Origin of the sequence: Sphingobium cupriresistens (genome assembly GCF_004152865.1) — a bacterium.
Classification (GTDB): domain Bacteria; phylum Pseudomonadota; class Alphaproteobacteria; order Sphingomonadales; family Sphingomonadaceae; genus Sphingobium; species Sphingobium cupriresistens.
In genome coordinates, this window is record NZ_SEOO01000001.1 from 55,989 (window position 1) to 80,766 (window position 24,778).

A 24,778-nucleotide genomic window follows, 5' to 3' on the forward strand; every position below is an offset into this window, starting at 1 on the left:
CATGGCAATCCTACCGATCCTTGAAGCGCCCGATCCGCGCCTGCGCACCATCTCTACCCCTGTCGATACCATTGACGACGACCTGCAAAGGTTGATCGATGACATGTTCGAGACGATGTATGACGCGCCGGGCATCGGTCTGGCCGCGATTCAGGTCGGCGTGCCCAAGCGGGTGCTGGTGATCGACCTGCAGGAACCAGAATCGGACGCAGAAGACGCCAAGCCGGTCAGGAAGCCGATGGTCTTCATCAATCCGCAGATTCTCAAGGGTTCGGAAGAACTGTCGATTTATCAGGAAGGCTGCCTGTCGGTTCCCGACCAATATGCCGAGGTGGAACGGCCCGCCGTCGTCCGCACCAGTTGGATGGACCGCGACGGCCGTATCCATGAGGAACAGCTTGAAGGCCTGCTCGCCACATGCCTCCAGCACGAGATGGATCATCTGGAAGGCGTGCTGTTCATCGACCATCTGTCACGCCTGAAACGCGACATGCTGCTCAAGAAACTGAACAAGGCGCGCCGCGCGGCGTAAATCTTTTGACATCGCGATATCGAACCGAATGTCGCTGCGCATATTATTGCTGTATCCAAGGACGTTCTGACTTGGTCAGGGCCGGAGAAAACTATGCGTGCTTGGTTCGAACGCCGCTATCTCGATGTGCTGGGCAGCATCTATATCTACAATGAGCATCGCGGATATACGGCCATCGACCGGGTGATCGAATCGGTCGTGAAGCGCTCGCCTGACGATGTGGTCCTCATCGCGCGGCTCCAGGCGCATCGGGCGGACGAGCGCAAACATTATCTCATGTTCCGCCGCTGGTTCGAACGGCGGGGCATCATGCCCTTCGCTGTGGGGCGGACCTTCGGCCATATCGACCGTTTCGTCGAAATCATGTTCGGCACGCCGATAGCCCGGCTCAAGACGCAGGACGTCGTCGAAAGCGACAGGCTGTTCGCGCGCCTGTGCCGGGTCATCGCGCTGACCGAAAGGCGGGGATATGTGCAGGTGGAAACCCTGCTCACCAACCGGATCATCCTGTCGGACCCGATTCTGACGCGCATCTTCAGCATCATTCGCAAGGACGAACCCAGCCATTGGGCGCCCTATGAAGATTGGCTCGATGCCTACGCGCAACGCGGGCCAATATGGTGGGAGCGTATCGTCGACCATGTCGTGCATGCCGAACTTCTATTCTTGAAGCTGCCCTTTTTGTTTCTCAATCCATGGGCCAGACCCCGTGGCCGCTGGCCAGACGAGGCAGACCGGAACGCCATGTCGGGCGATGGCTTGCACAATGCGCCAGTCCCAGGCGGTCCTGCATAAACGTCCGTGCCGGATGACGATCGCAACTGACAAAAACCGCTCCAAATATCGTTGGAGAGGTTTTCGTTTGAACCACGACAGGTGCGTTGCGGGGCCTATCCGATCCCGTCGGTATCCAGCGCATAGCCCGCCGACCGCACCGTGCGGATGATGTCCTGATATTGGCCATCGCCATTGATCGCCTTGCGCAGGCGGCGGATATGGACATCGACCGTGCGTAGCTCGATATCGCTGTCCTGGCCCCACACGCTGTCGAGCAGTCGCTCGCGGGAGAAGACCCAGCCGGGATGCTCCAGGAAATGCTTGAGCAGGCGGAACTCGGTGGGGCCGAGCGGGATCACCTGGCCGCTGCGGCGGACCTTGTGGCCGACCGTGTCCATCTCCACGTCGGAGAAGGTAAGCGTCTCGCCCGCCAGGGCCGGGCGCACGCGGCGCAGCACCGCGCCGACGCGCGCCACCAGTTCGCGGGGGCTGAACGGCTTGGTCACATAATCGTCCGCGCCGGTTTCCAGACCCCGGACCCGATCCTCTTCCTCGCCGCGCGCGGTCAGCATGATGATCGGAATGTTCGCGGTGCCGTTCATGCGGCGCAGGCGGCGGCAGACCTCGATCCCCGACAGGCTTTCGACCATCCAGTCGAGCAGCACGATGTCCGGCACATTTTCCTGCGCCATCAGCAACGCCTCTTCGCCGTCGACCGTATGGGCGACTTCGAAATCCTCACGCTTGAAATGCCATATCAGCAGTTCGGCCAGCGCCGCGTCATCCTCGACCAGCAGCATTTTCGCTCGTGCCATGGTCTAGTCCTCCGGCTGCATGTCGGCGCCGCGCTCGCGCTCTGGCAAGGTCTGGCCGGTGGCAGCATAATAGACCATTTCCGCGACGTTGGTCGCATGGTCGCCGATCCGCTCGATATTCTTGGCGATGAACAGCAGGTGCGCGCACTCGCTGATCGTCTTGGGATTCTCGACCATGAAGGTGACGAGCGTGCGGAACACGCTGTTGTAGAAATCGTCCACCACCGTGTCGCGTTCGACCACCGCCAGCGCCAGGTCGGCGTCGCGCGCGGCGAAGGCGTTCAGCGCATCATGCACCATCTCGCCCGCGACCTGCCCCATGGAGGGCAGCAGGGAAATGGGTTCGAGGATGCGGGTGTTGGTCGCGATCAGCGGCACGCGCTTGGCGATATTCTTGGCATAATCGCCGATGCGCTCCACCACGCTGACGATCTTCAATGCCGCGATCACGTCGCGCAGATCATTGGCCATCGGCGCGCGGAGCGCAATCACCTGGATCACCAGCTTTTCGACCTCCGCTTCGATCGCGTCGATGCGCTTGTCGCCTTCGACGACATCGGCGGCCAACACTTTGTCCTGCCGTTGCAGCGCCAGCATCGCATTTTCGATCGCCGCTTCCGCGCGCCCGCCCATTTCGGCGATCAGTCCGCGCAGCCGGTCGATTTCCTCGTCAAATGCCTTGATCGTATGTTCAGCCATGATGTCTCTCCCCCGGCTCAGCCGTAGCGGCCGGTGATATAATCCTTGGTCCGCTCCTGGCGCGGATTGGTGAAGATGTCGCTCGTCACGCCATATTCGACCAGGTCGCCCAGATGGAAGAAGGCGGTGCGCTGCGACACGCGCGCGGCCTGCTGCATGTTGTGCGTGACGATGACGATCGCGTAGCGGCCGCGCAGTTCGTGGATCAGTTCCTCGATCTTGGCGGTCGCGATGGGATCGAGCGCGGAACAAGGCTCGTCCATCAGGATCACTTCGGGTTCGACCGCAATGGCGCGGCCGATGCACAGCCGCTGTTGCTGCCCCCCCGACAAAGCGGTGCCGCTGTCGTGCAACCGATCCTTCACTTCCTCCCACAGGCCCGCGCGGCGCAGCGACTTCTCGACGATAACGTCCATGTCCGCCTTGCCCGCGGCCAGGCCGTGGATGCGCGGCCCGTAGGCGATATTCTCGTAGATCGACTTGGGGAAGGGATTGGGCTTCTGGAACACCATGCCCACCCGCGCGCGCAGCTGCACCACGTCCATCGACGGGGCGTAGATATTCTCTCCGTCCAGCGTGATCTCACCTTCCACCCGTGCCGAGGCGACCGTGTCGTTCATGCGATTGAGCGTCCGCAGGAAGGTCGACTTGCCGCATCCCGACGGGCCGATGAAGGCGGTGACATGGTCCATGCCGACGTCGATCGACACGCCCTTGATGGCCTGCTTTTCGCCATAGAAAACCTTGACGTCGCGAGCTGACATCTTGGGGTTGTCGATGGTCAGGTTGATTTGCTCTTCTGTCATGGGTGTCATTACCACCGTGTTTCAAACTTGTTGCGCAGATAGATGGCGAGGCCGTTCATCGCGAGCAGGAAAGCCAGCAGAACGATGATCGCGGCGGAGGTCTTTTCGACAAAGCCCTTGGAAACTTCGTCGGACCAGAGAAATATCTGCACCGGCAGCACGGTCGCAGGATCAGTGATGCCGCCCGGCGGGGTCGCGATGAAGGCGCGCATACCGATCATCAGCAGCGGCGCGGTTTCGCCCAGCGCGCGGGCCATGCCGATGATCGTGCCGGTCAGGATGCCGGGCAGGGCGAGCGGCAGCACATGCTGGAACACGACCTGCACCGGGCTGGCCCCGATGCCGAGCGCCGCGTCGCGGATGCTGGGCGGCACCGACTTGATGGCATTGCGGCCGGCGATGACAATGACCGGCATCGTCATCAGCGCCAGCGTCATGCCGCCGACCAATGCGGCGGATCGCGGGAGATGCGCCAGGTTCAGGAAGATCGACAGGCCAAGCAGCCCGAAGATGATCGAAGGCACCGCCGCCAGATTGTTGATCGACACTTCGATGATGTCGGTCCACCAGCTTTTGCGGGCATATTCCTCCAGGTAGAGCGCCGTGGCGACGCCGATCGGGAAGCTGAGCACCAGCGTCACGATCATCGTCAGCAGCGATCCCTTGAACGCGCCCCAGATACCGACCTGGGTCGGATCGGTGCCGTCGCTGGCGGTCAGGAAGCTGGTGTTGAAGCCGGTCGACAACACGTCCTGCTGCTTCAGCCGCGCGACCGCGGCCTCCATTTCAGGCGAACCCTGGCCCTTGGCGGCCAGGTCCAGCCCGGTCGAGGCCGGCACGCTAATCGTTTCGGTCCGGCTCAATATCTTGGGATCGGCCTTGATGGCATCGCGGATGCTGACCCAGGCGGTGGGCGACAGCAGCGTGTCGGCGTCCGCGCCCAGCAGCTTTTTGGCGACCGTGTCGGTCACCATCGGCAGATTGGCCTGGTTCAGCGATTCATCGGTGATCGCGGCGGGATCGAGCAACAGCGGCGAGGCCGGGAAGTCGATTTTGAGCGCGATTTCGGTCCGGGTGAAGCCGCGCAGGCCATTGCCCATCATGGTGACGAGCAGGAAGGCCAGGAAGGAGGCGGACAGCAGCACGGCGAACAGGCCGGCATATTTGAAGCGGCGCTCGGCGGCATAGCGCCCTGCGATCCGCTTGCGCATGGCGTCCGACTTCCAGTCGGTCGGGAGCCTTTGCGGGGGCGTGGGGGTGACGCTCATTCGTAAGCCTCGCGATATTTCTTCACGACCCGCAGGGCCACGATGTTGAGCAGCAGGGTGACGATGAACAGCACCAGGCCCAGCGCGAAGGCGGCGAGCGTCTTGGCGCTGTCGAATTCCTGGTCGCCGGTCAGCAACTGGACGATCTGGGTCGTCACCGTGGTCACGCTGGCGAAGGGATTGACGGTCAGGTTCGCGGCGAGGCCCGCGGCCATGACCACGATCATCGTTTCGCCGATCGCGCGGCTGACGGCCAACAGCACGCCGCCGACGACGCCCGGCAGCGCGGCGGGGATCAGCACCTTGCGAATCGTCTCGCTGGTGGTCGCGCCCATCGCCAGGCTGCCGTCGCGCATCGATTGGGGCACGGCGGCGATGCTGTCGTCGGCCATGGACGAGACGAAGGGAATGATCATCACGCCCATGACGAGGCCGGCGGCCAGCGCGCTTTCGGACGAGGCGCCATGTATGCCGATCGCGACGGCGAAGTCACGAAGAGCCGGAGCGATGGTGAGCGCGGCGAAATAGCCATAGACTACCGTCGGCACGCCCGCGAGCATCTCCAGCGTCGGTTTCATCCACTTGCGGACCGTCGGGCTAGCATATTGGGTCAGGTAGATGGCGCTCATCAGGCCCAACGGAATTGCCACGATCATGGCGATGATCGCGCCGATGAAGATGGTGCCCCAGAAGAGCGGCACCGCGCCGAAGGCGTCGTCATTGCCATAACCCATGGCGGCCGATTGCGGCGACCATTTGGTGCCGAACAGGAAGTCGATGGGATTGACCATCGAGAAGAAGCGGAAACTTTCCCACAGCAGGGAGGCGACGATGCCGACCGTCGTGACGATCGCGATCAGCGACGCGATCAGCAGCGACGCCATCACCAGCCGCTCGACGCGCGTGCGCGCCCGGAAATCGGGGCGAATGCGGGTGAAGGCGTAGGCGCCGCCGGCAAAAGCGAGCACCAGCGCCAGCACACCGCCGGCCACGCCATATTTGTTGAGCGCTTGCGCGTACGGCTCGACCAGACCCTGCGACAGGGGGTTGAATGCGCCTGCCTGATCCCCGCTGGCGATCGCCCGCGCCTCGCCAAGGATGGCGGAGCGGGAGAAGCCGTCGAGGGGCAGGCTTTGGGCCGCCGGATCGGCAAGCACGCTTTGCGTGACGAGGCCCGGCACGACATTGGCCCAGACCGCCAGGAAGATGGCGGCCGGGATCAGAGTCCATAGCGCGACATACCAGCCATGATAGCCGGGTAGCGAGTGGACGGCGTCGCGCCGCCCCGTCGCCCGCGCTACGGTCTGGAGCCGCAGGGCGCGGGCGCGAGCACTAACCCAGGCGATCGCGCCCAGGCCCGCCAGCAGCAGGAGGATGGCTGGTCCGGTCATGTCGCCCTTACTTCAGTTGCGAACCGTCAAGGACGGTCAGCGTCTTGACCGTTTCGGCGTTCGCCTTTCGCACGTCTTCGGGCGCTGCGACCATGCCGCGCTTGGTCAGTGGGCCGTCGGGGCTCCAGTTGGCCGCGAAGGCGTTCAGGAAGCCCTGGAGGCCGGGGATGGCCGTCATGTGCGCCTTCTTCACATAGATGTAGAGGGGGCGGGCGCCCGGATATTGGCCGGTGGACACGGTCTCATAGGTCGCCTCGACACCGTTGATCGGCACGTCCTTCAGGCTGTCCTTATTTTCCTCCAGGAAGCTGAAGCCGAATACGCCGACCGCATTGGGATTGGCGCCCAGCTTCTGCACGATCAGATTGTCGTTCTCGCCCGAATCGACATATTTGCCATCTTCGCGAACGCGGGTGCAGGTCGCCTTATATTCGTCCTCATTCTTTTCCTTCAGCGCCTTCATCGCCTCGTCCGACTGGCAGCCCTTTTCCAGGATCAGTTCAGCGAGCGAATCGCGCGTGCCACTGGTGGACGGCGGACCGAACACGGAGATGGCGATCGCGGGCAGGCTGGGGTCCACATCCTTCCAGGTCTGGGCCTTGTTCGGCCCCTTGCCATAAGGATTGGCGGCCAGCGCCTCATAGACGATCTTGGGGGTCAGCTTCAGGCCCGGACCCTGCTTCGATTCGGCAAAGGCCAGGCCGTCGACGCCGATCTGCACTTCGATGATGTCCTTCACGCCATTGGCGGCGCACATGTCGAATTCGGCCTTCTTCATACGGCGCGATGCATCGGCGATGTCGGGATGCTGCGCGCCAACGCCAGCGCAGAACAGCTTCATGCCGCCGCCGGTGCCGGTTGATTCGATGATCGGCGACTTCATGCCGGCATTGCTCTGCACGAACAGTTCGGCGACCGCGGTGGCGAAGGGATAGACCGTGGAGGAGCCGACCGCGCGGATCTGGTCGCGCGTCTGGCCTGCGCCGCCGCCGGACTGGTCGCCGCAAGCGGCAAGGCTGAGAACGCTCACGGTCGTCGCGGCGAGCAAGGCGAATGTCTTCACGGGAACCTCCAAACAACAGAGCCGCGATTCGCTTGTCGCCGCCCCCCTGGGAAGCGCCCTAGTCGCGGACCATCGCGCCTTTGTGACAGTCAGGTTTCATTTTCATGACATAGCACCCGAAAGCGCCGAAGGGCGCCTTTTCTCGTCGCTTTTATTTGGCGCATCTTCCATCGGCGGGGGCAACAGGACGGTGATGGTGGTGCCCTTGCCCAATGTGCTGGCGATGTCGAAGCGGCCGCGATGCCGCTCGACAATATGTTTGACGATGGCGAGGCCCAGGCCCGTGCCGCCCATCGCCCGGCTGCGCCCCGAATCGACCCGATAGAAACGCTCGGTCAGGCGGGGCAGGTGGTCCGGGCCGATCCCTTCGCCTTCATCGGCGACCGTCAGGCGCGTCATGCTGCTCGGCCCTTCGTTCAGCGTGACGCGAATCGGCGTGCCGGGCCGGCCATATTTGATCGAATTGCCGATCAGATTGTGCAGCAACTGCGAGAGCTGCGCCCGGTCGCCCTGCACGCTGGGCAATTGCGGCGCGATCTCCATCTCTACCTCGCGGCCGCGCTCGCCATGGCTGGAGCGGAAGACGCCGACCACTTCGGCCGCCAGTTCGGACAGGTCGACCAGCGTGTCGGGCGCGCGATATTTCTCCGCCTCGATCCGGCTCAAGGAGATGAGATCGTCGATCAGCCGCTGCATCCGCCGCGCCTCGCCATCCATGATCTTCAGGAAGCGCTGGCGGGTTTCATCATCCTTGCCCAGTTCGGGATCGGCCAGCGTTTCGATGAAGCCCAATATCCCGGCCAGCGGCGTGCGCAGCTCATGGCTGGCATTGGCGACGAAATCGACGCGCATCCGCTCCGCCGCATGAGTGCCACTATGGTCGACCAAGTGAACCAGACGGCGCATGTCGGCGACCTGACCGACCGGCGCGATCCGCATCTGCCAGCGCTGGTCGCGGCTGCCCAGGCCGACCAGTTCGACCATCACCGGCTCGGCCAGCGGGGCGGTGCTGGCCAGCCGTTCTGCGGCGGCGGGGTGGCGGATCGCGATGCGCGCATCCTCGCCCTCGATATGCGTGCCCAGCAGGCGTTGCGCGGCGCGATTGGCGCGGGCGATGCGGCTGCGCTCGACCAGCATCAGCGGGTCGGAAATGCCTTCCAGCAGGCTGGCGAAATCGGGATGCCCGATCAGGTCGGGCGCTTCCTGCGGGACGGGGGCGGACTGCCGCGTCGCCACGCCCTGCGCGCAGATGAGCAGGACGAGCAGGCCGCCCAATATCGGCAGGGCGATGGTGATGGGCGACGCGCCCAGCAATAATGCGCCTCCGGCGCCAAGCAACAGCATGGCGAGGGAGGCGGTGATTTGCGAAGTTGTCAGTCGATTCATGGTTACCGCGCTGGATTTGTCGCGCAATTGCTGCGATGGCTTATCCCAATAGCGTGCAATCTTTACGCTTTGGCAAGCGTGACGAGCGGATCATGACGATATGAGCGACCCTAGGCCCGAACAGGATAGCCCCGAAGCCCGCGATGACGCGCCATCGCTGGCCGTCCCGTCGCGTCGCCAGTTGCTGATGGGCGGCGCTGCCGCGGCGTCGGCGATCGTGTCGATCCGTCCTGCGCTGGCCAACACCGCTGCGTCGGTGCTCAACTGCACCATCCCGGTGCCCGACCAGAGCCGGGCGGGCAATTTCGTTGCGCCCAACGGCCAATTGGTCCCGGCCGGCACGCCCGGCGCCTATCCGGGGACCGGCCGCAGCTTCACCGGCGAACAGGTCAAGCAGGCGCTGCGCGGCCGTCCGCTGCCCGGCACCGGCTATGAACAGAACCAGGCCTATCTCAACTATATCCGCCGGCTACAGCGCGGAACGAGCGGCTTTACCTGCTACGCTTCGCTGCAAATGCCGCGCTGAACCGATCGTCGCACCCGTAACGGTTTGAACGGATACGGATCGTCCGCGTTGACGACGTCGAACCTGAAATGGTTCGATGTTTGGCGAGGCACAGTCCATGTTTCAGTTCGGCCGCCCTGCGGAGCGTGCTTTTTCGGTGGCGGTCTATCTGTACCAGCCGGGCGATGGCGGTCTGGATCGCGTCGCCATATTACTCGCCAATCATCTGCTTCAGCGCGGCGTGCCGGTCGAATTGTGGATGGCGCGTACCGATGGTCCTGCCGCGCACCTGATTGATCCCGCATTGACCGTGCGGCGCGTGCCCGCGCCCGGCGGCGTCCGTCGTCTTTCCATGATCGCGCAATTTCCCGCGCTCGCCGCGATGGTCCGGCGGCATCGGCCGGATATCCTCTATTCGGCCGGCAACCAGAGCAACATGCTGGTCGCGCTCGCCGCGCTGGGCACCGATACAAGGGCGGTCGGCCGCATTTCCAACCCCATCGTGCGACCCGGCCAGCGTGGTCCCGGCGCCTGGGCCCGGCTGATGCGTTTCCGCAGTATCGCGCGCCTGAGCGACCTCACCATCGTCATGGGCGAGCATGACCGCACCCTGCTGGCGCAAAGCGGCGACGTTCGCCTGCTGCCCCGCCCGACAGTGACGCCCGCGATGGAGTTGGCCCGCGCTTCCCGGACGCCGCGCGGGTCCGGCGATCCCTGGCGGTTGCTGATGGTCGGGCGACTGACCCGGCAGAAGGATCAGGCGACCGCGCTCGCCGCGCTGGCGCGCCTGCGCCATATCGACTGGCGATTGACCATCGCCGGACAGGGGCCGCTTCGTGCGAATCTGGAGCAGCAATGCGCGGCGCTGGGCATTGCCGATCGCGTGGATTTCGCCGGCTATGTCGGCGATCCCGACGCCCTTGCGGCGTTGATGGCCCGCACCGACCTGCTGCTCCAGCCGTCGCGCTGGGAGGGGTTGTGCGCCACGCTGATCGAGGCGCTGGCCTGCGGCGCGGGCGTGGTGGCGACCGACAGCACGCCCAATATTCGCTCGCTTCTGCTGGAGGCCGGCCAGCATCCGGCGGTGCGCGTAGGCGATGCGGCCGCTTTTGCACGGGCCATCGAACGCGCTTTGGCGCATTCGGCGTCGCCTGCGCTGCTGGCTGCGGCGACGCGCGACCATGGCGTCCAGCGCGCGCTCGATCGCTATCTGCGCACGTTCGAGGGTCTGGTCGGCGCCCCTGCGCCGCAATCCGTCCGGTCGCCAGCGATGTCCTGATGCGTTAGGCACTTGGCTACGTCTTTCGCGCTACAGCGACATGGACAGTAGTTTGGGATGCCGGATTTGGACGGAGCGACAGCCTATCGCCGGGACGAGACGGACGCGGTGGCGACCTGCGTCCTCGACGATCTCGTCCTGCTCTACCATCATCGATCGGGCCAGACGCATATGGTCATCAGCCCCGTGCCGGAGATATTGGCGCGCATGGCCGACGGCGCGCCGGTGAGCGCGCAGGCGATGCACGACCGACTGGCGCGCGACTATAATCTGGGGCCGGTGGACGACGCCGTGGCGGAGATCGGCGCGCATCTCGACGCGCTCGTCGCGCTGGGACTGGTGCGCCCGGCATGAGACACGCCATTACCTTGCGCATCGGTCCGGCGACCTTCCGCATCGGGTCCGCCTGGCGACAGCCGATCGCGGAACTGGGCCGGCTCTATGCCACCTATCCCGATATGGACGGGGCGATCGCCGACTTCACCGTTCGGCTCCAGCCCACCAGTCTGGCGCGGCGCTGGGTGCGGCCATCCATCTTCATCACCGGCGACCATGGCCTGGCGGACGCCGCGCCGATGAGTCTGGCCCACGGCCTGCTGGCGGCCGAAATGGGCATGAACCTGCAAATGGCGCTGGGCTGGCGCCGTCACCTGCTGCTCCATGCGTCGAGCGTGGAGAAGGACGGGCGCGTGCTGGTGATGACCGGAGAATCGGGGTCGGGCAAATCGACGCTGGCGGCTTTGCTGGGGGAGCGCGGCTGGCGCTTCATGGGCGACGAGTTCGCGCTGCTCGACATGGACAGCGGCGCGATCCTGCCTTTTCCGCGACTCGTCAGCCTCAAGAACCGGGCGATAGACGTGGTGACGCAGGCGGTCGGCGTAGCGCGCATGGGACCGCTGCTGGCCGCAACGGCGAAGGGCGACATCCGTCATATGGTGCCGCGCGGGGACGCGGTGGCGCGCATGGGCGAGGGGGGAATGCCCGCTTTGCTGCTGTTCCCCCGTTTCGGCCATGACGCGGCGGTGCGGCCGGTGGGGCAGGGCGAAATCTTCATGCGACTGACCCAGGCATCCACCAATTATGTCGCGCTGGGCGAGCCGGCCTTCACCGCGCTCACCCGCTTCGTCGCCAATGTCCCGGCGCGGGCGATCGATTTCCCCTCCGGCGACGATGCCATCGCCATGGTCGATCGGCTGTGGGAGCAACTGGCATGAGCGCGGCGCTGCTGGTGCGCACGCTGCGCGATCCGGCGTCGGCCGGGACGCTCGACGCGGACGGCTGGAACCGCCTGCTCGCCGCGGCGCGGGCGGAACGGCTGATCGGGACGCTCGCCTATCGGCTGGAGGGTGTCGCCCTGCCGGACGCGGTGCGGCCGATCCTGGACGACGCCCGGCGCGACAGCGGGCGGGAGGCGCAGCAGGCGCTGTGGGAGGCGGATCGGGCGGGGCAGGCGCTGCGTGGCCTCGACGTCAAACTGGTGCTGCTCAAGGGTGCGGCCTATGTGGCGGCGGACCTTCGCGCCGGGCAGGGGCGGTTCATCGGCGATCTCGACATTCTCGTGCCGCGCGACGCCATGCCTGCGGTCGAGCGCGCGCTGATCGCGGCGGGATGGGAATGGGTCAAGGAAGACCCCTATGACGACGCCTATTATCGCCGGTGGATGCATGAACTGCCGCCGATGATTCATGTCGAGCGCGACCGGATGATCGACGTCCATCATACCATATTGCCGCTGACTGCGCGCCAGACCCCGGATGCGGCGGCGATGATTGCCGATGCGGTTCATATAACCGATGGACTATATATCCTTTCCGTGGAGGACCGGATCGTCCATTCGGTCGCGCATATGTTCGCGGACGGCGACATGCAGGGCGGGCTGCGCAACTTGTGGGACATATATTGCCTGCTGCCCGATGCCGATCCTATGGCGCTTGCCGCGCGCGCGACGCGCCACGGTCTTGTCCCCCATGTGCGGCAGGCGCAACGACTGGCGGGCGCGATCTATGGTTCGGGCGCGGGCCTGACCCTGTGGGACAAACTGGTGCGCGCGCGATTGCTGGCGCGCGACGGATGGGGCCGGGAAAGCCGCAAACTGCTGGTCTTCGCCTTCTTCGTGCGGTCGCACTGGCTGCGGATGCCGCCGCTGATGCTGGCGCGGCACCTGCTTATCAAATGGCGCAAGGGGCATCGTCCGCAATAAGAGAATGAGTCAGACGCGCGATCAGCCATCGTCCAACATGGCCGCGATCGCCAGCCCCGCCATGTCCGCGACAGCCACCAGTCGATCCGTGGGCGTCCCCGCGCGCGCGTCCGCCGACAGGCCCGACATCACCGTCACCATATAGTCGGCCACGACCGCCGCCTTGTCTGCATGGGTCGGGATCAGGAAGTCGCGCACCCGCTGCGCGCTTGCGGCCTTCCAGTTGCGGGCGCAGCAGGCCGCTTCGGCATCCGCGCCGCGCGCGCCCTCCAGCACCATGCAGCCGGCCGTCTGCGGATCAGCGGCGTAGATATGCGCGGCTTTGCGCAGCAGCGTGCCCAGCGAGGCGGCGGGCGGCGCGCCGGGCGCCAGCAATGCGTCGATCGGCAGGCCGTTACGCGCATAACGGCCCAGCACCTCATCGAACAAGGCGGCCTTGCTGCCGAAGGCGGCATAGAGGCTGGGCGGATTGACGCCCATCGCCTGCGCCAGCGCGGCCACGCCGACCCCGTCATAGCCCTGCGCATGGAACAGCGCCTGTGCCTGATCCAGCGCGGCTTCCCGGTCAAAGGCGCGGGGGCGGCCGCGGCTTTTCGATTTTTCTTTAACGGTCACTACAAAATTCCTTGACCCAATCGATCAGCAATTTATATAGCGATCATTACAAAAATACAAGGAAGACCGACATGACTGATTTCACCTCGAAGAAGGCCCTCGTTCTCGGCGGCAGCCGTGGCATCGGCGCCGCCATCGTACGGCGTTTCGCGGCCGACGGTGCGCAGGTGGCCTTCACCTATGCCGGGTCGCATGACGCCGCGCAGGCGCTGGCTGCAGACTCCGGGGCCAGCGCGATCCGCTCCGACGCGGCCGATCGCCAGGCGGTGATCGATGTCGTCGCAGCGCAGGGACCGCTCGACATATTGGTGGTCAATGCCGGCGCCGCCATTCTGGGCGACCCGCTGGAACAGGATGCCGACGCGATCGACCGGATGATCGACATCAATGTCCGTGCGCCCTATCATGCCGCGGTCGAGGCGGCGCGGCACATGCCCGACGGCGGCCGCATCATCGTCATCGGATCGGTCAATGGCGACCGGATGCCGTTCGAGGGCGGGGCGGCCTATGCGCTGACCAAGTCTGCGTTGCAGGGCATGGCTCGTGGCCTGGCCCGCGATTTCGGCGCGCGCGGCATTACCGTCAACATCATACAGCCCGGCCCGACCGATACCGACATGAACCCGGCGGATGGCCCGATGAGCGGCCTGATGCACGGCTTCATGGCGATCAAGCGCCATGCGACGGGGGAAGAGATTGCCGGCCTGGCCGCTTATCTGGCGGGACCGGAAGCCGGCATCATCACCGGCGCGATGCACACGATCGACGGCGGTTTCGGCGCCTGAGATTCCGCGATCAGGCGGCGACGATGCCCGGCGGCCGCAGGTCGTCGGACATCAGCCGCATTTCCGTGGGCGGTTGCGAGGAGAGGGCCGCGACGATCGCCTGGCCCAGGCGGGCGCGGACATAGAGTTTGTCCGCGACATTGGCGACCAGGATAGCGGCCCGGTCGGTGGGCAGGTCAGTGCGATCCATATGCCACAGGATAGGCGCCTCGATATCGGGCGCCTGCCGCTCCGCTTCGGTGACGTCGGACAATATGCGGATCGGCCACCCGTTACGACGCCGATCATCCGATGTGAGGGTGAGATGGCTATAATGACGATAGATGTCGGCGATCATCCATACGCCGGTGGCGTGCACGAAGATGATTCCGTCCGGATCGTCCAATTCACATGCGATCAAGGCCTTGACATAGGGTGCTTTCACTTTGACTGGCAAATGACTTTCGAGAAAGGATCGCGGAAAAATCTGTTCCGCCATCCTTTCTCTTTGATTTACGGCTTCTTCAATATGTCGAGCGCCAAAACCGTCATCGCCTCGCTCGCGGTGGCGATCACCTTGTCGGCTTCCGGCGCCCAGAAAGGACTGTGCAGCGATGGCAGGCTGGCCTGGCCCGTCTGCGCCGCCGCCATCTTTTCGGCCGGCACGCCGCCGACCCAGAAGATGAAGCTGTTGATGCTCTTGTCGGCGCGATAGAAACGGCTGAAATCCTCGCCGCCCATAACCGCGCTCGTCTTGATCACGCGGCCGTCGGGGAAATGGTTTTTGAGCAAACCCGCCATCTGTTCGGCGAATTCGGGCGGGTTGAAGGTGGAGGGGGTGAATTCGTCCTTCACGCTCACCACCGGCATCTTGTCCTCCGACACGCCAGCCGCGATCGCCTCGCCGCGGCTGATCCGCCGTATGCCCTCGATCAGCTTTTCGCGCGTCTCGTCCGAATAGCTGCGGACGGTCAGCAGCAACTTCGCCTCGTCGGGGATGATGTTGTGCTTGGCTCCGGCCTGGAAGCTGCCGACCGTGACGACGGCGGGGTCTTGCGGGTCTTGCTCGCGGCTGACCAGCGTCTGGAGCGAGGTGACGATCCGCGACGCCAGCACGATCGGGTCGCGGGTCGTCTGCGGATAGGCGCCATGACCGCCCAGGCCTTTCACCAAAATATCGACGCTGTCGACATTGGCCAGCGCATAGCCGGGCGTATAGCCGATCTGTCCCGCCGCCATATTGGCCGCGTCGTGGAAGGCGATGGCGTGGGTGGGCTTGGGGAAACGGGTGTAAAGCCCATCCTCCAGCATCATCCGCGCGCCCTTGCCCACTTCCTCGGCGGGTTGCAGGATCATGACCAGCGTGCCCTTCCACACGTCCTTGCGGGCGGCGAGCAACTTGGCGGTCTCGATAAAGGCGGTCATGTGCGTGTCATGGCCGCAGGCGTGCATGACGCCGGTCTCGACCCCTTCGGGTGTCTTGGTGCGGACTTTGGACGCGAAGGCGAGGCCCGTCTGTTCGACCACCGGCAGTCCGTCCATGTCGGCGCGGATCAGCAGCGTCGGGCCGGACCCGTTCTTCATCACTGCGACGACGCCGGTGCCGCCGACCTTCTCGGTCACGTCGAACTTGAGCGCCTTCAGGCGCTTGGCGAGTTTGGTCGCGGTGTTGACTTCCTGCAACGACAGTTCGGGATTGGCGTGCAGATCGCGATAAAGCGTCATCAGACCATCCATGTCCTTTGCGACCGCAGCGCCGATGACGCTCTGCGCGGGCGAGGGGGGCGGCGCGGCCGGTGTTGTCTGGGCGGCGGCGATGGACGAAAGGCTGGCGGCGGCCAGAACGGCCGTGAGCGCGTGGCGCATAGTGATAATCTCCCTTGCTGGGCGGAAGCATAAGGGGATTTTACGACTGTTAAAGGGGGAGTTTCGCCCGCCGCGGGCGCTGCTGGCAGGGCGCTTTCTTGAAATCGCCATGCCGAAGCACCATTTCACAAGCGAAAGGAACGATCCGGCGCGTCATGCGTCTCTATGATGGTTCAACCTGTTGCGGCGCGACCGCGTCTGCGCTGATCTTCACGCACCCCCTGCCGCCGCTTTATTTCAGCCCCATCGCTCGAAAAATAAGGAGCCTGTCCCATGGCCCAGACATCCGCATTCTGCCTTGCGCAGCAATCGTTGCATCAGGCGCGCGCATCGTCCGAAACCCTGCCCAATGCCCGCCAGATCGCGCAACGAGCGGCCAATGCCTGGGGACGGGAAGCGGAACTGGCCGCCGGCGCCGAACGCCGCCGCGCCACCCGCGCAGTCCTGTCGGAGGATGAGGCGATCGTCGCCGAATTCCGCGCCGAAGACGACGCTGCGCGCGCTGTGCTTTGAACGACTGATTTTCAGGAAGGACCGACCATGGCCAAGGGCCAGAAGAAAACGAACCGCGAAGTGCGCAAGCCCAAGGCGGAAAAACCACCCAAGGGCAATGCGTCCAACCCCTCGACCAAACCGGGCGTGGTCGGCATCGTGACGTTGAAGAGTTGAGCATGGCGGACGATATACCTGCCGATCCGACCCAAACTCCCTCCACCGGAGGGCGCAGCATGTCCGGACGGCGCTTCATCCCGCGCAACGCCGTGCGTCTGGCCCCCGATGCCGCCGAACGGCAGGGGCGCATCACTCGCATGGCGATAGAGACGCTGGGCGCCTCGGACGCCATCCTGTTCCTCAACAGCCAGCATGAAGGGCTGGCCGATCGCCCGCTGGCGCTGGCGACGACCAGCGAAGACGGGTTGCAGTCGGTTCTGCGCCTGCTGACGCCGGCGGCGACCTGATAGCCATGACGCCCATCGGCCGGTCAACGGCCGATGGGCATTTTTCTCCTACTGCGCGGTCCAGCCGCCATCGATGCTCAGATTCGCGCCGGTGATGTTGGCCGCGGCATCGCTGCACAGGAACAAGGCGGTGGCCGCGACCTGCTCGGCCGTCACGAACGTCTTGGTCGGCTGGCCGGCCAGCAGCACGTCGTTCATCACCTGCTCGCGCGTCATGTTCCGCGCCTTCATCGTGTCGGGAATCTGGTTTTCGACCAGCGGCGTCCAGACATAGCCGGGCGATATGCAGTTGGCGGTGATGCCATCGGTCGCCACTTCCAGCGCCACCGTCTTGGTGAAGCCCGCCAGTCCGTGCTTGGCGGTCACATAGGCGCTTTTGAAGGGCGACGCGACCAGAGAATGGGCCGACGCGGTCTGGATGATGCGCCCCCATTTCTTCGATTTCATATAGGGGATAGCCAGCCGACTGGTGTGGAAGGCCGCGTTCAGATTGAGCGCGATGATAAGATCCCATTTGTCGATCGGAAACTCTTCCACCGGCGCGACATGCTGCATCCCGGCATTGTTGATCAGGATATCCACGCCGCCGAATGTGTCGGCGGCTTGGCTCATCATCGCCTCGATCTGATCGACCCTGGTCAGGTCATGGCCGCAATAAAGCGCCTTGGCGCCGCTCAGCGCCTCCAGCCCGACGCGCTCCTTTTCGATCGCATCGGACTCGCCGAAACCGTTGATGACGATATTGGCGCCTTCGCCGGCCAGAACCTTGGCATAGGCGAGGCCGATGCCGGATGTGGACCCGGTGATAAGGGCCGTCTTGCCCGCCAAGCTCTTGCTCATGCCTTCTTCTCCTTCAGGTGATCCGGTGCGTCGAGGTCGAAGGTCGCGCTCTTGCCGTCGAGGATGTTGCGCGCGATCAGATCGCCCTTGTGCATCACTTCCTCCACCGCATCGCGGCCCTGGCTCCAATGATCCAGCATGGTCGAGCGGGAAAATTCGAAATCCTTCGCTCCGCTTTCCCAGGCGCGCGACCGATAGATCAGGTGGACGATGTTGACTGAACCCTGATCCAGGCACTGGCGCAGCGCCTGCGCCTCGTTTTCGTCCTGCAATTCGGGCGGCAGCTTGTCGAGCAGCGCCTTGATCGCGCCATGCTCGCGGCGCAGACGCAGATATTGGTCCGTCACCTGCCGGGTGCGGCTGCTATACTGGATGTCCTTCATGCGCGAATAGACGTCGGTCATCTGCCGCGGCATTGGCCCTTCGGCGGGGAAGAGGTCGACCTGGAACACCAGCATATCCTCGGTCTGGTGATTGAGGACATGGGCCAGCGGCGTATTGGACACAATGCCGCCGTCCCAATACCAGCGCCCGTCAATCTCGATCGGGGGCAGGCCAGGGGGCAGGGCGCCCGACGCCATGATGTGGCGCGCGTCGATCCGGGTATTGCCGCCGGGACCGCGCGTGTCCCAATAGGCGAAATTGCCCGTTTCCACATCGACCGCGCCCACCGACAGGCGGACGGGGCCGTCGTTCAGCAAATCCCAGTCGACGCAGGCGTCCAGCGTGTCCTTCAATGGCGCGCTGTCGTAGAAACTGATCGCACCCGGCGTGCCTTCCGGCATCAACGGCGCGGGCCACAGGCGCGGACGGAACATGCCCGGCACGCCGAAGGTGGCGACAGCGCTCGCCGCCCCAAGATGCATCGCTTCGCGGATATGGTCGATTTCCGGCAGGATCATGTTGGGCATCCCGCCCGATACGGTATACCAGAATTTCTTCAGCCGGCTGAGTCGCCGATGCGGCAGGTTACCCGCGATGATCGCCGCGTTGATCGCGCCGATCGATATGCCCGCGACCCAGCTGACATCGACGCCCAGTTCGTCCAGTCGTTCATAGGCGCCGGACTGGAAAGATCCCAGCGCCCCGCCGCCCTGCAACAGCAACGCGACCTCGCGGGGGAGGGGAAGGGGTGTGCGCGCGCGGCGAAGCGGTTTCGCTTCCGACGCCTTGGGTTCCATATCAGCCATGTCGCAGTGCAATATAGTCTTTGGCGTCATGATTCCAACTTAATGTCTCGTAACAAATCACTTGTCGCCGCAACCTTCATGTCGGCGGACTGTTCCCCGAAGACATTGAATCGCGTAGGCAACGATCAAGAGAAAAGGAGGGCGCCATGCGGCTCGACGACGAACAGGAAAGCAGCCATTACGAGGTGCAGGACGGCCGTGGCGGCGGCGGTTTGGGCGGAGGCCTGGGCGGCGGGCTTGGCATGTTGCTGCCGTTGGTCGGCAGCCGTTTCGGATGCGGCGGGATCGTCGTGGTCCTGATCATCATGGTCGTCATGGGCATGAACCCATTGAGCCTGATCGGCGGCGGCGGTGGACAGCAGGTGCAAACCGAACGACCCGCGACCGGCGCGCTGAGCGACATACAGCGCACTTCGCTCAAGGTGCTGGGATCGACCGAACTCCGCTGGACCGACATCTTCAAGGCGGAGGGGCAACAATATCCCCCGCCCACCCTGGTCTTCTATAGCCAGAACGGCCAGTCGGGCTGCGGCGCGGCGCAATCGGCGATGGGGCCATTTTACTGCCCGGCCGACCAGCGCATCTATATCGACACCGATTTCTTCAACGAGATGGAAAGCCGCTTCAACGCGCCGGGCGATTTCCCGATCGGCTACATCATCGCGCATGAGGTCGGGCATCATATCCAGACCATCACCGGCGAGTCGGACAAGATTCGCAGGGCTCAGCAGCGCGCCAGCGAGGCGGAAGGCAATGCGCTGCAGGTGAAGATGGAGTTGCAGGCGGACTGCTATGCCGGCGTATGGGCCGCGCGCGACACGAATTTGATGGAGGCGGGCGACCTGGAGGAAGGGATGCGCGCGGCGCAGGCGATCGGCGACGACACGCTCCAGAAATCGGCCGGGCGACGGCCTGTGCCCGAAAGCTTCACCCACGGCACCGGCGCGCAGCGGACGGAATGGCTGCGCAAGGGGCTGTCGACCGGCGATCCTGCCCAGTGCGATACGTTCCAGGGCGCGATCTGACCCTTATTCCGAATTGGGCGATCCGGCGGGGGCGTCCTGCGGCGAAAAGCCGGGTGCCATGCCGCCGGTCATCGGCGGGGCCGATGTGTCGGGCAGGCCGGCGCCGGGCGCCAGCGCGGGCTGATCCGCACCGGCCATGGGCTGGCCGAAGGATGTTGCAGCCTCTACCGAAGGCGCGCCCGGCGTCGCGACCGGCGCAGCCGGCACGGGGGGAGGCGGCGGCGGCACGTCGGGCTTGATAGCGGATTGGTCCTGCTGCGGGGCGTTGGGCTGGGGCAGGAAAGCCTGGGTCGCCATGACGATCAGCGGCGCGGCCAGCAGCGTGGCGATGGCGAAATTGCGATAGAGCATGAGCGTGCGACTTTTCTGGAAAGATAAGCGCCGACTTCTATCCGCTATGGGTAAATAAAACCCTGCCATGCCTTCGGCCTGATCGAACAGGCCGACCTGAGCAGGATCAGTGCCGGTCCAGCTTCGTCAGCAACGCCAACATATCATCTGGCACCGCGTCTCTGCCGGGCGCAAAGGTCGCACGCAATGCGTTGCCGACACCTTCATAAGGCTCCGGCAAGGCGACGGTCACGATGTGACCGGCGCCGCTTTTGCGGTCCGGTGCCGATCGGCCGACAACTTTGTGCTGGATGTCCATGAAGGACTGAACGGCTTTGTAGGCCAAAAGTTTCTGGCATTCGTCGCAAGCCCAAGCGATAGCGCCCGAAGATAAGGGAGAGCAGACGTGACCGACTGGCTGGAAACGCAAGCCCGGATCAGGGGCCATTCGCCTTTTCTGGCGCGCGCGCTGGACCGTTTTCCTAAGGTGACCGAACGGCTGGCGGCGGGCGACCATGACGGCGCGCTGGGCGCGGCGCTGGCGGCGGGCAGCCCGGAGGACGGCGTCGCCCGGTCGCTGCGCCGCCGTCGCGGGGCGATCGCGCTGGCGGTGGCCGCCGCCGATCTGGCGGGCGTCTGGGACATGGATCGCGTCACCCGCACCCTCTCCGACTTTGCCGACCAGGCGCTGGAGGAGGCGCTCGCCGCCGTGATGCAGGAACGCTATCCCGATGCCGAGCATCGCGGTTTCGTCGTCCTTGCGCTGGGCAAGCATGGTAGCCGCGAGCTGAACTACTCGTCGGATATCGACCCGATCCTGCTCTACGACCCCGCCACCCTGCCGCATCGCGAGCGCGAGGATGTGGCCGATGCCGCCGTGCGCATCGGCCGTCGGATGAGCGAATTGCTCACCGCCCGCGATGGCGACGGCTATGTCTTTCGCATCGACCTGCGCCTGCGGCCCTCGCCAGAGGCGACGCCGATCGCCTTGCCGGTGGAGGCGGCGATCGGCTATTATGAATCGACCGCGATGGGATGGGAACAGGCCGCCTTCATCCGCGCGCGCCCGGCGGCCGGCGATATTGCGCTGGGCGACTATTTCATGCGCCAGATCCGTCCCTTCGTCTGGCGGCGCAGCCTGGATTTCGGCGCGATCGACGCGATTGTCGATATCAGCCGCCGCATCCGCGACCATTATGCGCAGGGGCAGGCGTTCGGGCCAGGCTATGACCTGAAACGCGGCCGCGGCGGCATTCGCGAGGTCGAATTTTTCGCGCAGGTGCATCAACTCATCCATGGCGGCCGCGACCCGTCGCTGCGATCGGGCAACACACGCGAGGCGCTGGCTGCGCTCGCGGCGGCGAACGTGATCGACCGCGACGTCGCCGCGCGGCTGGACGCGGCCTATATCCTGTTCCGCACCATCGAACATCGGCTCCAGATGGTGGAGGACCACCAGACCCATGAACTGCCAAAATCCGCCGCCAACCTCGACAATGTCGCGCAACTGCACGGCCTGCCAGACGCGGCGGCGCTGCTCGACCTGCTGCGCCCGCATGTGGAATGGGTCGGCCGCAACTATGATCGCCTGAGCCCGCAAAAGGACGATGCCGGGCTCTCCCAGGACGAGGAGCGGCTGAAGGCGCAACTGATCGAGATCGGTTTTGCCGACCCCGAAACCCCGCTCGCCCGCATCGCCCACTGGCGCGGCGGCACGGTCCGGGCGCTGCGCAGCGCGCCGTCGCGCGAGGCGCTGGAGGCGCTGATGCCCGGCCTGATGCGCGCTCTGGCCAAGGCGCCCGACCCCAGCCGCGCGCTCAACCGGCTGGACGACATGATCGGTCGACTGCCCAGCGCGATCAACTTCTTCAAACTGCTCGCCGCGCGCCCCGCCTTGGTCGAATTGCTGGCCGAGATATTGAGCCACGCCCCGACTTTGGCCGATGCGCTGGGGCGCCGCGCGGAACTGATCGACGGCCTGATCGACGCCACCGCTTTCGACCCGCCGCCGCCGGTGCCGCAACTGGCGCAGCAACTGGGCGCATTGGAGCCGGGCGAGGATTATCAGGCGCTGCTCGACCGGGTGCGCCAGCGGGTGGGCGACCGCCGCTTCGCGCTGGGCGCGCAGATCATCCGAGGCGGCGATCCGCTGGAGGCGGGCAGGGGGTATGGCCGCGTCGCCGAAGCCGCGATCGAGGCGCTGGCCGCCGCCACCGTGGCCGAATTTGAAATCGTCCATGGCAAGGTGCCGGGCGGCGAAATGGTGATCCTGGCGCTGGGCCGCATGGGCGGCGGGGTGCTGACCCACGCCTCCGACCTCGACCTTGTCTGTCTCTTCACCGGCGATTTCTCGACCGAATCGGATGGGCGCAAGCCGCTGGGCGCAACCCAATATTTCAACCGCCTTGCCCAGCGCATCACCAACGCTCTGTCAGTCGCCACCGCATTCGGCCCGCTCTATGAGGTCGATACGCGATTGCGTCCATCGGGTGCCCAGGGGCTATTGGCGGTCAGCCTCGACAGTTTCGCAAAATATCAGCGGGAGGACGCCTGGACGTGGGAGCATCTGGCGCTCACCCGCGCCCGGCCTGTCTTCGGTTCGCCCGCCGCGCGCGCGGCGACCGACGCTGTCCTGATCGAAACGCTCCGACGTCCGCGCGATTTCGACGAGCTGGCGCGCCAGGCAGTGAAGATGCGCGGCGACATCGCCAAGCATAAGCCGCCGGCCAGCGACCTCGACGTCAAACTCGTGCCGGGCGGCCTCGTCGATCTGGAATTTCTAATCCATGTGAACCAGTTCCGCCACGGCATGGCATTTGACCCGGATTTGGGCCAGGCGCTGGCCGAATTGGTCTCGTCCGGCCATCTGCCTGCCGACTTGATCGCCGCGCATGACCTCATCACCCGCTATCTGGTGGTGTCGCGTTTGGTGTCGCCCAAATCGACCGAGCCGGCGGAGGCGACGCGGCCGCTGGTCGCCCGCGCCTGCGGCGTGGCCGATTGGGGCGGGCTGCTTGCAAGCTATGCCAAGGCGCGGCAATGCGTGGGCGAGGCCTGGGCCGCGCTCGCCGCGCCCTATCAGGAGGAACTATGATGCTGGAACAGGGTATGTCGGTCCCCGCCGTGACGCTGACCGACGCCGACGGCGTGGATTTCACGCTGGACGCTTATCAGGGCAAGCCGCTGGTCGTCTATTTCTATCCCAAGGCGGACACGCCCGGCTGCACCAACGAGGCGAAAGATTTCACCGCGCTGGCCGATGATTTCGCCGCTGCTGGCGTGCCGATCGTGGGTATTTCCAAGGACAAGCCGGGCAAGCTCAAGAAATTCGCCGACAAATATGGCCTGCGCGTCATCCTCGCCTCCGACGAATCAGGCGCCGCTTGCGAGGCGTTCGGTACCTGGGTCGAAAAGTCGCTCTATGGCCGCAAATATATGGGGATAGAGCGCGCGACCTTCCTGGTCGGCGCGGACGGCGCGATCCTGCGGATCTGGCCCAAGGTGAAGGTCAAGGGCCACGCCGCAGAGGTGCTGGAGGCGGTGCAGGCGCTTTGACCCTGCCCATTGTCGTGACGAGCGTGGGCGCGGGGTGCGCCCATGTCCTGCTGACGCCCGATCCGCGCGCCAAGCTGATGGCTGCGCGCGCGGTGGCGCGGGCGTGGCGGCAGGGACGGTTGGCGCATCGGTTCGACGTCGTTTTGCCGGATCGGCCCGCGCGGCCCGCCACGCCGATCCTGTTGCCGCCCGGCCAGATGCCCCGGCGCGGCAAGATCGGTTCGGATCGGGCGCGGATCGCCATGCTCCATGCGATCGCCCATATCGAATGCGTCGCAATCGATCTCGCCTTCGACCTGATCGGCCGTTTCGGCGGGCAGTTTCCTGCCGCTTTCACCGACGAATGGATGCAGGTCGGGGCGGAGGAGGCGATGCATTTCGCGCTGCTGGACCGCCGCCTGCGCCAGATGGGCAGCCATTATGGTGCGCTGCCCGCCCATGATGGCCTGTGGCAGGCGGCGGAGGAAACGGCGGGCGATGCGCTCGCCCGGCTCGCCATCGTGCCGATGGTGCTGGAAGCGCGGGCGCTCGACATCACGCCCGCCACGATCGAACGGTTCGAAGCGGTGGGAGACATGGCGTCCGGCCGCATGTTGCGACGCATTATGATGGACGAGATTCGTCACGTCGCGGCCGGGACGGAATGGTTCATCGCGGCGACGAACAGATTGGGCGTAGAGGCGGCCAATCATTACCAAATGCTTGTGAAACGCCATTTTCGCGGCAGCGTTAAGCCGCCGTTCAACGACTCGGCGCGTCGACAGGCCGGTCTGACGGAAGAATTCTACGTCGCGCTTGCAACATGACCGGCGATTTGCAGTCTGCATCCGGCGGGGGCGATCCAGGTCGCCAATAAATTAAACACGGGAAGCGCCGAGGGGCATAAGCCTCCGGTGACATAGTCGGGGTCTGC

The 24,778-nt window shown here is 65.0% G+C and carries 29 protein-coding genes; 15 read left to right on the plus strand and 14 right to left on the minus strand.

Annotated elements, in window-relative coordinates; translation table 11 throughout:
- The first annotated feature begins 1 nt into the window (after window position 1).
- Both def and EWH12_RS00255 read left to right on the plus strand, forming a co-directional pair.
- Window positions 2-532: a peptide deformylase gene (def, locus tag EWH12_RS00250; RefSeq protein WP_129925328.1), complete on the plus strand. Its 531-nt coding sequence runs from the start codon at window positions 2-4 to the stop codon at window positions 530-532.
- Window positions 533-625: 93 nt separating this feature from the next.
- Entirely contained in the window at window positions 626-1,327 is a 702-nt protein-coding gene (locus EWH12_RS00255; protein WP_129925329.1) for a ferritin-like domain-containing protein, read from the plus strand.
- 95 nt (window positions 1,328-1,422) lie between these two features.
- Here EWH12_RS00255 and phoB read toward each other — a convergent pair whose 3' ends face one another.
- The 7 genes from phoB to EWH12_RS00290 all read right to left on the minus strand — a co-directional run bounded on the left by phoB (window position 1,423) and on the right by EWH12_RS00290 (window position 8,737).
- Window positions 1,423-2,124, minus strand: a complete 702-nt coding sequence (gene phoB / locus EWH12_RS00260) for a phosphate regulon transcriptional regulator PhoB (RefSeq protein ID WP_066600767.1) — start codon at window positions 2,122-2,124, stop codon at window positions 1,423-1,425.
- Between the two features lie 3 nt (window positions 2,125-2,127).
- On the minus strand, window positions 2,128-2,823 hold the full coding sequence (phoU, locus tag EWH12_RS00265) for a phosphate signaling complex protein PhoU (protein WP_066600774.1): 696 nt from the start codon (window positions 2,821-2,823) through the stop codon (window positions 2,128-2,130).
- A gap of 17 nt (window positions 2,824-2,840) precedes the next feature.
- The gene (gene pstB / locus EWH12_RS00270) at window positions 2,841-3,629 is read right to left on the minus strand and encodes a phosphate ABC transporter ATP-binding protein PstB (RefSeq protein WP_066604976.1); all 789 of its coding nucleotides are present in this window, start codon (window positions 3,627-3,629) and stop codon (window positions 2,841-2,843) included.
- A gap of 8 nt (window positions 3,630-3,637) precedes the next feature.
- Window positions 3,638-4,897: a phosphate ABC transporter permease PstA gene (gene pstA / locus EWH12_RS00275; protein ID WP_129925330.1), complete on the minus strand. Its 1,260-nt coding sequence runs from the start codon at window positions 4,895-4,897 to the stop codon at window positions 3,638-3,640.
- Window positions 4,894-6,288, minus strand: a complete 1,395-nt coding sequence (gene pstC / locus EWH12_RS00280; RefSeq protein ID WP_129925331.1) for a phosphate ABC transporter permease subunit PstC — start codon at window positions 6,286-6,288, stop codon at window positions 4,894-4,896. Before pstC ends, pstA begins: the two co-directional genes overlap by 4 nt.
- Window positions 6,289-6,295: 7 nt before the next feature.
- On the minus strand, window positions 6,296-7,351 hold the full coding sequence (locus EWH12_RS00285; protein ID WP_066600783.1) for a substrate-binding domain-containing protein: 1,056 nt from the start codon (window positions 7,349-7,351) through the stop codon (window positions 6,296-6,298).
- Between the two features lie 102 nt (window positions 7,352-7,453).
- Window positions 7,454-8,737, minus strand: a complete 1,284-nt coding sequence (locus tag EWH12_RS00290) for an ATP-binding protein (protein WP_066600785.1) — start codon at window positions 8,735-8,737, stop codon at window positions 7,454-7,456.
- A 100-nt stretch (window positions 8,738-8,837) separates the two neighbouring features.
- Between EWH12_RS00290 and EWH12_RS00295 the strand changes: the two genes are divergently transcribed.
- From EWH12_RS00295 to EWH12_RS00315, 5 genes are all read left to right on the plus strand, one after another.
- Window positions 8,838-9,263 (plus strand): hypothetical protein, encoded by a 426-nt coding sequence (locus EWH12_RS00295; RefSeq protein WP_066600793.1) that lies wholly within the window; start codon window positions 8,838-8,840, stop codon window positions 9,261-9,263.
- 97 nt (window positions 9,264-9,360) lie between these two features.
- The gene (locus EWH12_RS00300) at window positions 9,361-10,521 is read left to right on the plus strand and encodes a glycosyltransferase (RefSeq protein WP_129925332.1); all 1,161 of its coding nucleotides are present in this window, start codon (window positions 9,361-9,363) and stop codon (window positions 10,519-10,521) included.
- Between the two features lie 66 nt (window positions 10,522-10,587).
- Entirely contained in the window at window positions 10,588-10,875 is a 288-nt protein-coding gene (locus EWH12_RS00305) for an HPr-rel-A system PqqD family peptide chaperone (protein WP_242495908.1), read from the plus strand.
- Window positions 10,872-11,735: an HprK-related kinase A gene (locus EWH12_RS00310; protein WP_129925334.1), complete on the plus strand. Its 864-nt coding sequence runs from the start codon at window positions 10,872-10,874 to the stop codon at window positions 11,733-11,735. The genes EWH12_RS00305 and EWH12_RS00310 overlap by 4 nt, the downstream gene beginning before the upstream one ends.
- Window positions 11,732-12,721: a nucleotidyltransferase domain-containing protein gene (locus EWH12_RS00315; RefSeq protein ID WP_129925335.1), complete on the plus strand. Its 990-nt coding sequence runs from the start codon at window positions 11,732-11,734 to the stop codon at window positions 12,719-12,721. The genes EWH12_RS00310 and EWH12_RS00315 overlap by 4 nt, the downstream gene beginning before the upstream one ends.
- Before the next feature lie 21 nt (window positions 12,722-12,742).
- Here EWH12_RS00315 and EWH12_RS00320 read toward each other — a convergent pair whose 3' ends face one another.
- Window positions 12,743-13,336, minus strand: a complete 594-nt coding sequence (locus EWH12_RS00320; RefSeq protein WP_129925336.1) for a TetR/AcrR family transcriptional regulator — start codon at window positions 13,334-13,336, stop codon at window positions 12,743-12,745.
- 71 nt (window positions 13,337-13,407) lie between these two features.
- Between EWH12_RS00320 and bdcA the strand changes: the two genes are divergently transcribed.
- Complete coding sequence (gene bdcA, locus EWH12_RS00325; protein WP_129925337.1) at window positions 13,408-14,121, plus strand: SDR family oxidoreductase; 714 nt, start codon at window positions 13,408-13,410, stop codon at window positions 14,119-14,121.
- A gap of 10 nt (window positions 14,122-14,131) precedes the next feature.
- Here the strand turns inward: bdcA and EWH12_RS00330 are convergent, their stop codons facing one another.
- Window positions 14,132-14,479: a hypothetical protein gene (locus EWH12_RS00330; RefSeq protein ID WP_207212337.1), complete on the minus strand. Its 348-nt coding sequence runs from the start codon at window positions 14,477-14,479 to the stop codon at window positions 14,132-14,134.
- A gap of 134 nt (window positions 14,480-14,613) precedes the next feature.
- Window positions 14,614-15,966, minus strand: a complete 1,353-nt coding sequence (locus tag EWH12_RS00335) for an amidohydrolase (protein WP_129925339.1) — start codon at window positions 15,964-15,966, stop codon at window positions 14,614-14,616.
- 273 nt (window positions 15,967-16,239) lie between these two features.
- Here EWH12_RS00335 and EWH12_RS00340 point away from each other — a divergent pair, with 273 nt between their 5' ends.
- The 3 genes from EWH12_RS00340 to EWH12_RS00345 are packed head-to-tail and all read left to right on the plus strand — an operon-like array spanning window position 16,240 to window position 16,925.
- Entirely contained in the window at window positions 16,240-16,479 is a 240-nt protein-coding gene (locus EWH12_RS00340) for a hypothetical protein (RefSeq protein WP_242495909.1), read from the plus strand.
- Window positions 16,480-16,506: 27 nt separating this feature from the next.
- Window positions 16,507-16,635 (plus strand): hypothetical protein, encoded by a 129-nt coding sequence (locus EWH12_RS22860; RefSeq protein ID WP_269076424.1) that lies wholly within the window; start codon window positions 16,507-16,509, stop codon window positions 16,633-16,635.
- A gap of 2 nt (window positions 16,636-16,637) precedes the next feature.
- Entirely contained in the window at window positions 16,638-16,925 is a 288-nt protein-coding gene (locus EWH12_RS00345; protein WP_129925340.1) for a hypothetical protein, read from the plus strand.
- A gap of 48 nt (window positions 16,926-16,973) precedes the next feature.
- On the opposite strand, the gene EWH12_RS00350 is transcribed toward EWH12_RS00345, so the two are convergent.
- Window positions 16,974-17,765: a 3-hydroxybutyrate dehydrogenase gene (locus EWH12_RS00350; protein WP_066600810.1), complete on the minus strand. Its 792-nt coding sequence runs from the start codon at window positions 17,763-17,765 to the stop codon at window positions 16,974-16,976.
- Complete coding sequence (locus tag EWH12_RS00355) at window positions 17,762-18,955, minus strand: DUF3734 domain-containing protein (RefSeq protein WP_129925341.1); 1,194 nt, start codon at window positions 18,953-18,955, stop codon at window positions 17,762-17,764. Before EWH12_RS00355 ends, EWH12_RS00350 begins: the two co-directional genes overlap by 4 nt.
- A 146-nt stretch (window positions 18,956-19,101) precedes the next feature.
- Between EWH12_RS00355 and ypfJ the strand changes: the two genes are divergently transcribed.
- A complete protein-coding gene (ypfJ, locus tag EWH12_RS00360; protein ID WP_129925342.1) occupies window positions 19,102-19,980 on the plus strand; it encodes a KPN_02809 family neutral zinc metallopeptidase in 879 nt (292 codons plus the stop codon).
- Window positions 19,981-19,983: 3 nt separating this feature from the next.
- Here ypfJ and EWH12_RS00365 read toward each other — a convergent pair whose 3' ends face one another.
- Entirely contained in the window at window positions 19,984-20,331 is a 348-nt protein-coding gene (locus tag EWH12_RS00365) for a hypothetical protein (protein WP_129925343.1), read from the minus strand.
- Between the two features lie 106 nt (window positions 20,332-20,437).
- Window positions 20,438-20,656, minus strand: coding sequence for a hypothetical protein (locus EWH12_RS00370; protein ID WP_330219408.1), 219 nt, complete (start codon window positions 20,654-20,656; stop codon window positions 20,438-20,440).
- A 60-nt stretch (window positions 20,657-20,716) separates the two neighbouring features.
- On the opposite strand from EWH12_RS00370, the gene EWH12_RS00375 reads away from it, so the two are divergent.
- Genes EWH12_RS00375 through EWH12_RS00385 form a run of 3 tightly spaced genes read left to right on the plus strand, consistent with a single transcriptional unit; the run spans window position 20,717 to window position 24,671 of the window.
- Window positions 20,717-23,404, plus strand: coding sequence for a bifunctional [glutamine synthetase] adenylyltransferase/[glutamine synthetase]-adenylyl-L-tyrosine phosphorylase (locus EWH12_RS00375; protein WP_129925344.1), 2,688 nt, complete (start codon window positions 20,717-20,719; stop codon window positions 23,402-23,404).
- Window positions 23,404-23,865 carry a thioredoxin-dependent thiol peroxidase gene (gene bcp / locus EWH12_RS00380; RefSeq protein ID WP_129925442.1) on the plus strand — a complete coding sequence of 154 codons (462 nt, stop codon included), beginning with the start codon at window positions 23,404-23,406 and terminating at the stop codon, window positions 23,863-23,865. The genes EWH12_RS00375 and bcp overlap by 1 nt, the downstream gene beginning before the upstream one ends.
- The gene (locus EWH12_RS00385) at window positions 23,862-24,671 is read left to right on the plus strand and encodes a ferritin-like domain-containing protein (RefSeq protein ID WP_129925345.1); all 810 of its coding nucleotides are present in this window, start codon (window positions 23,862-23,864) and stop codon (window positions 24,669-24,671) included. The genes bcp and EWH12_RS00385 overlap by 4 nt, the downstream gene beginning before the upstream one ends.
- Window positions 24,672-24,778: the final 107 nt, after the last annotated feature.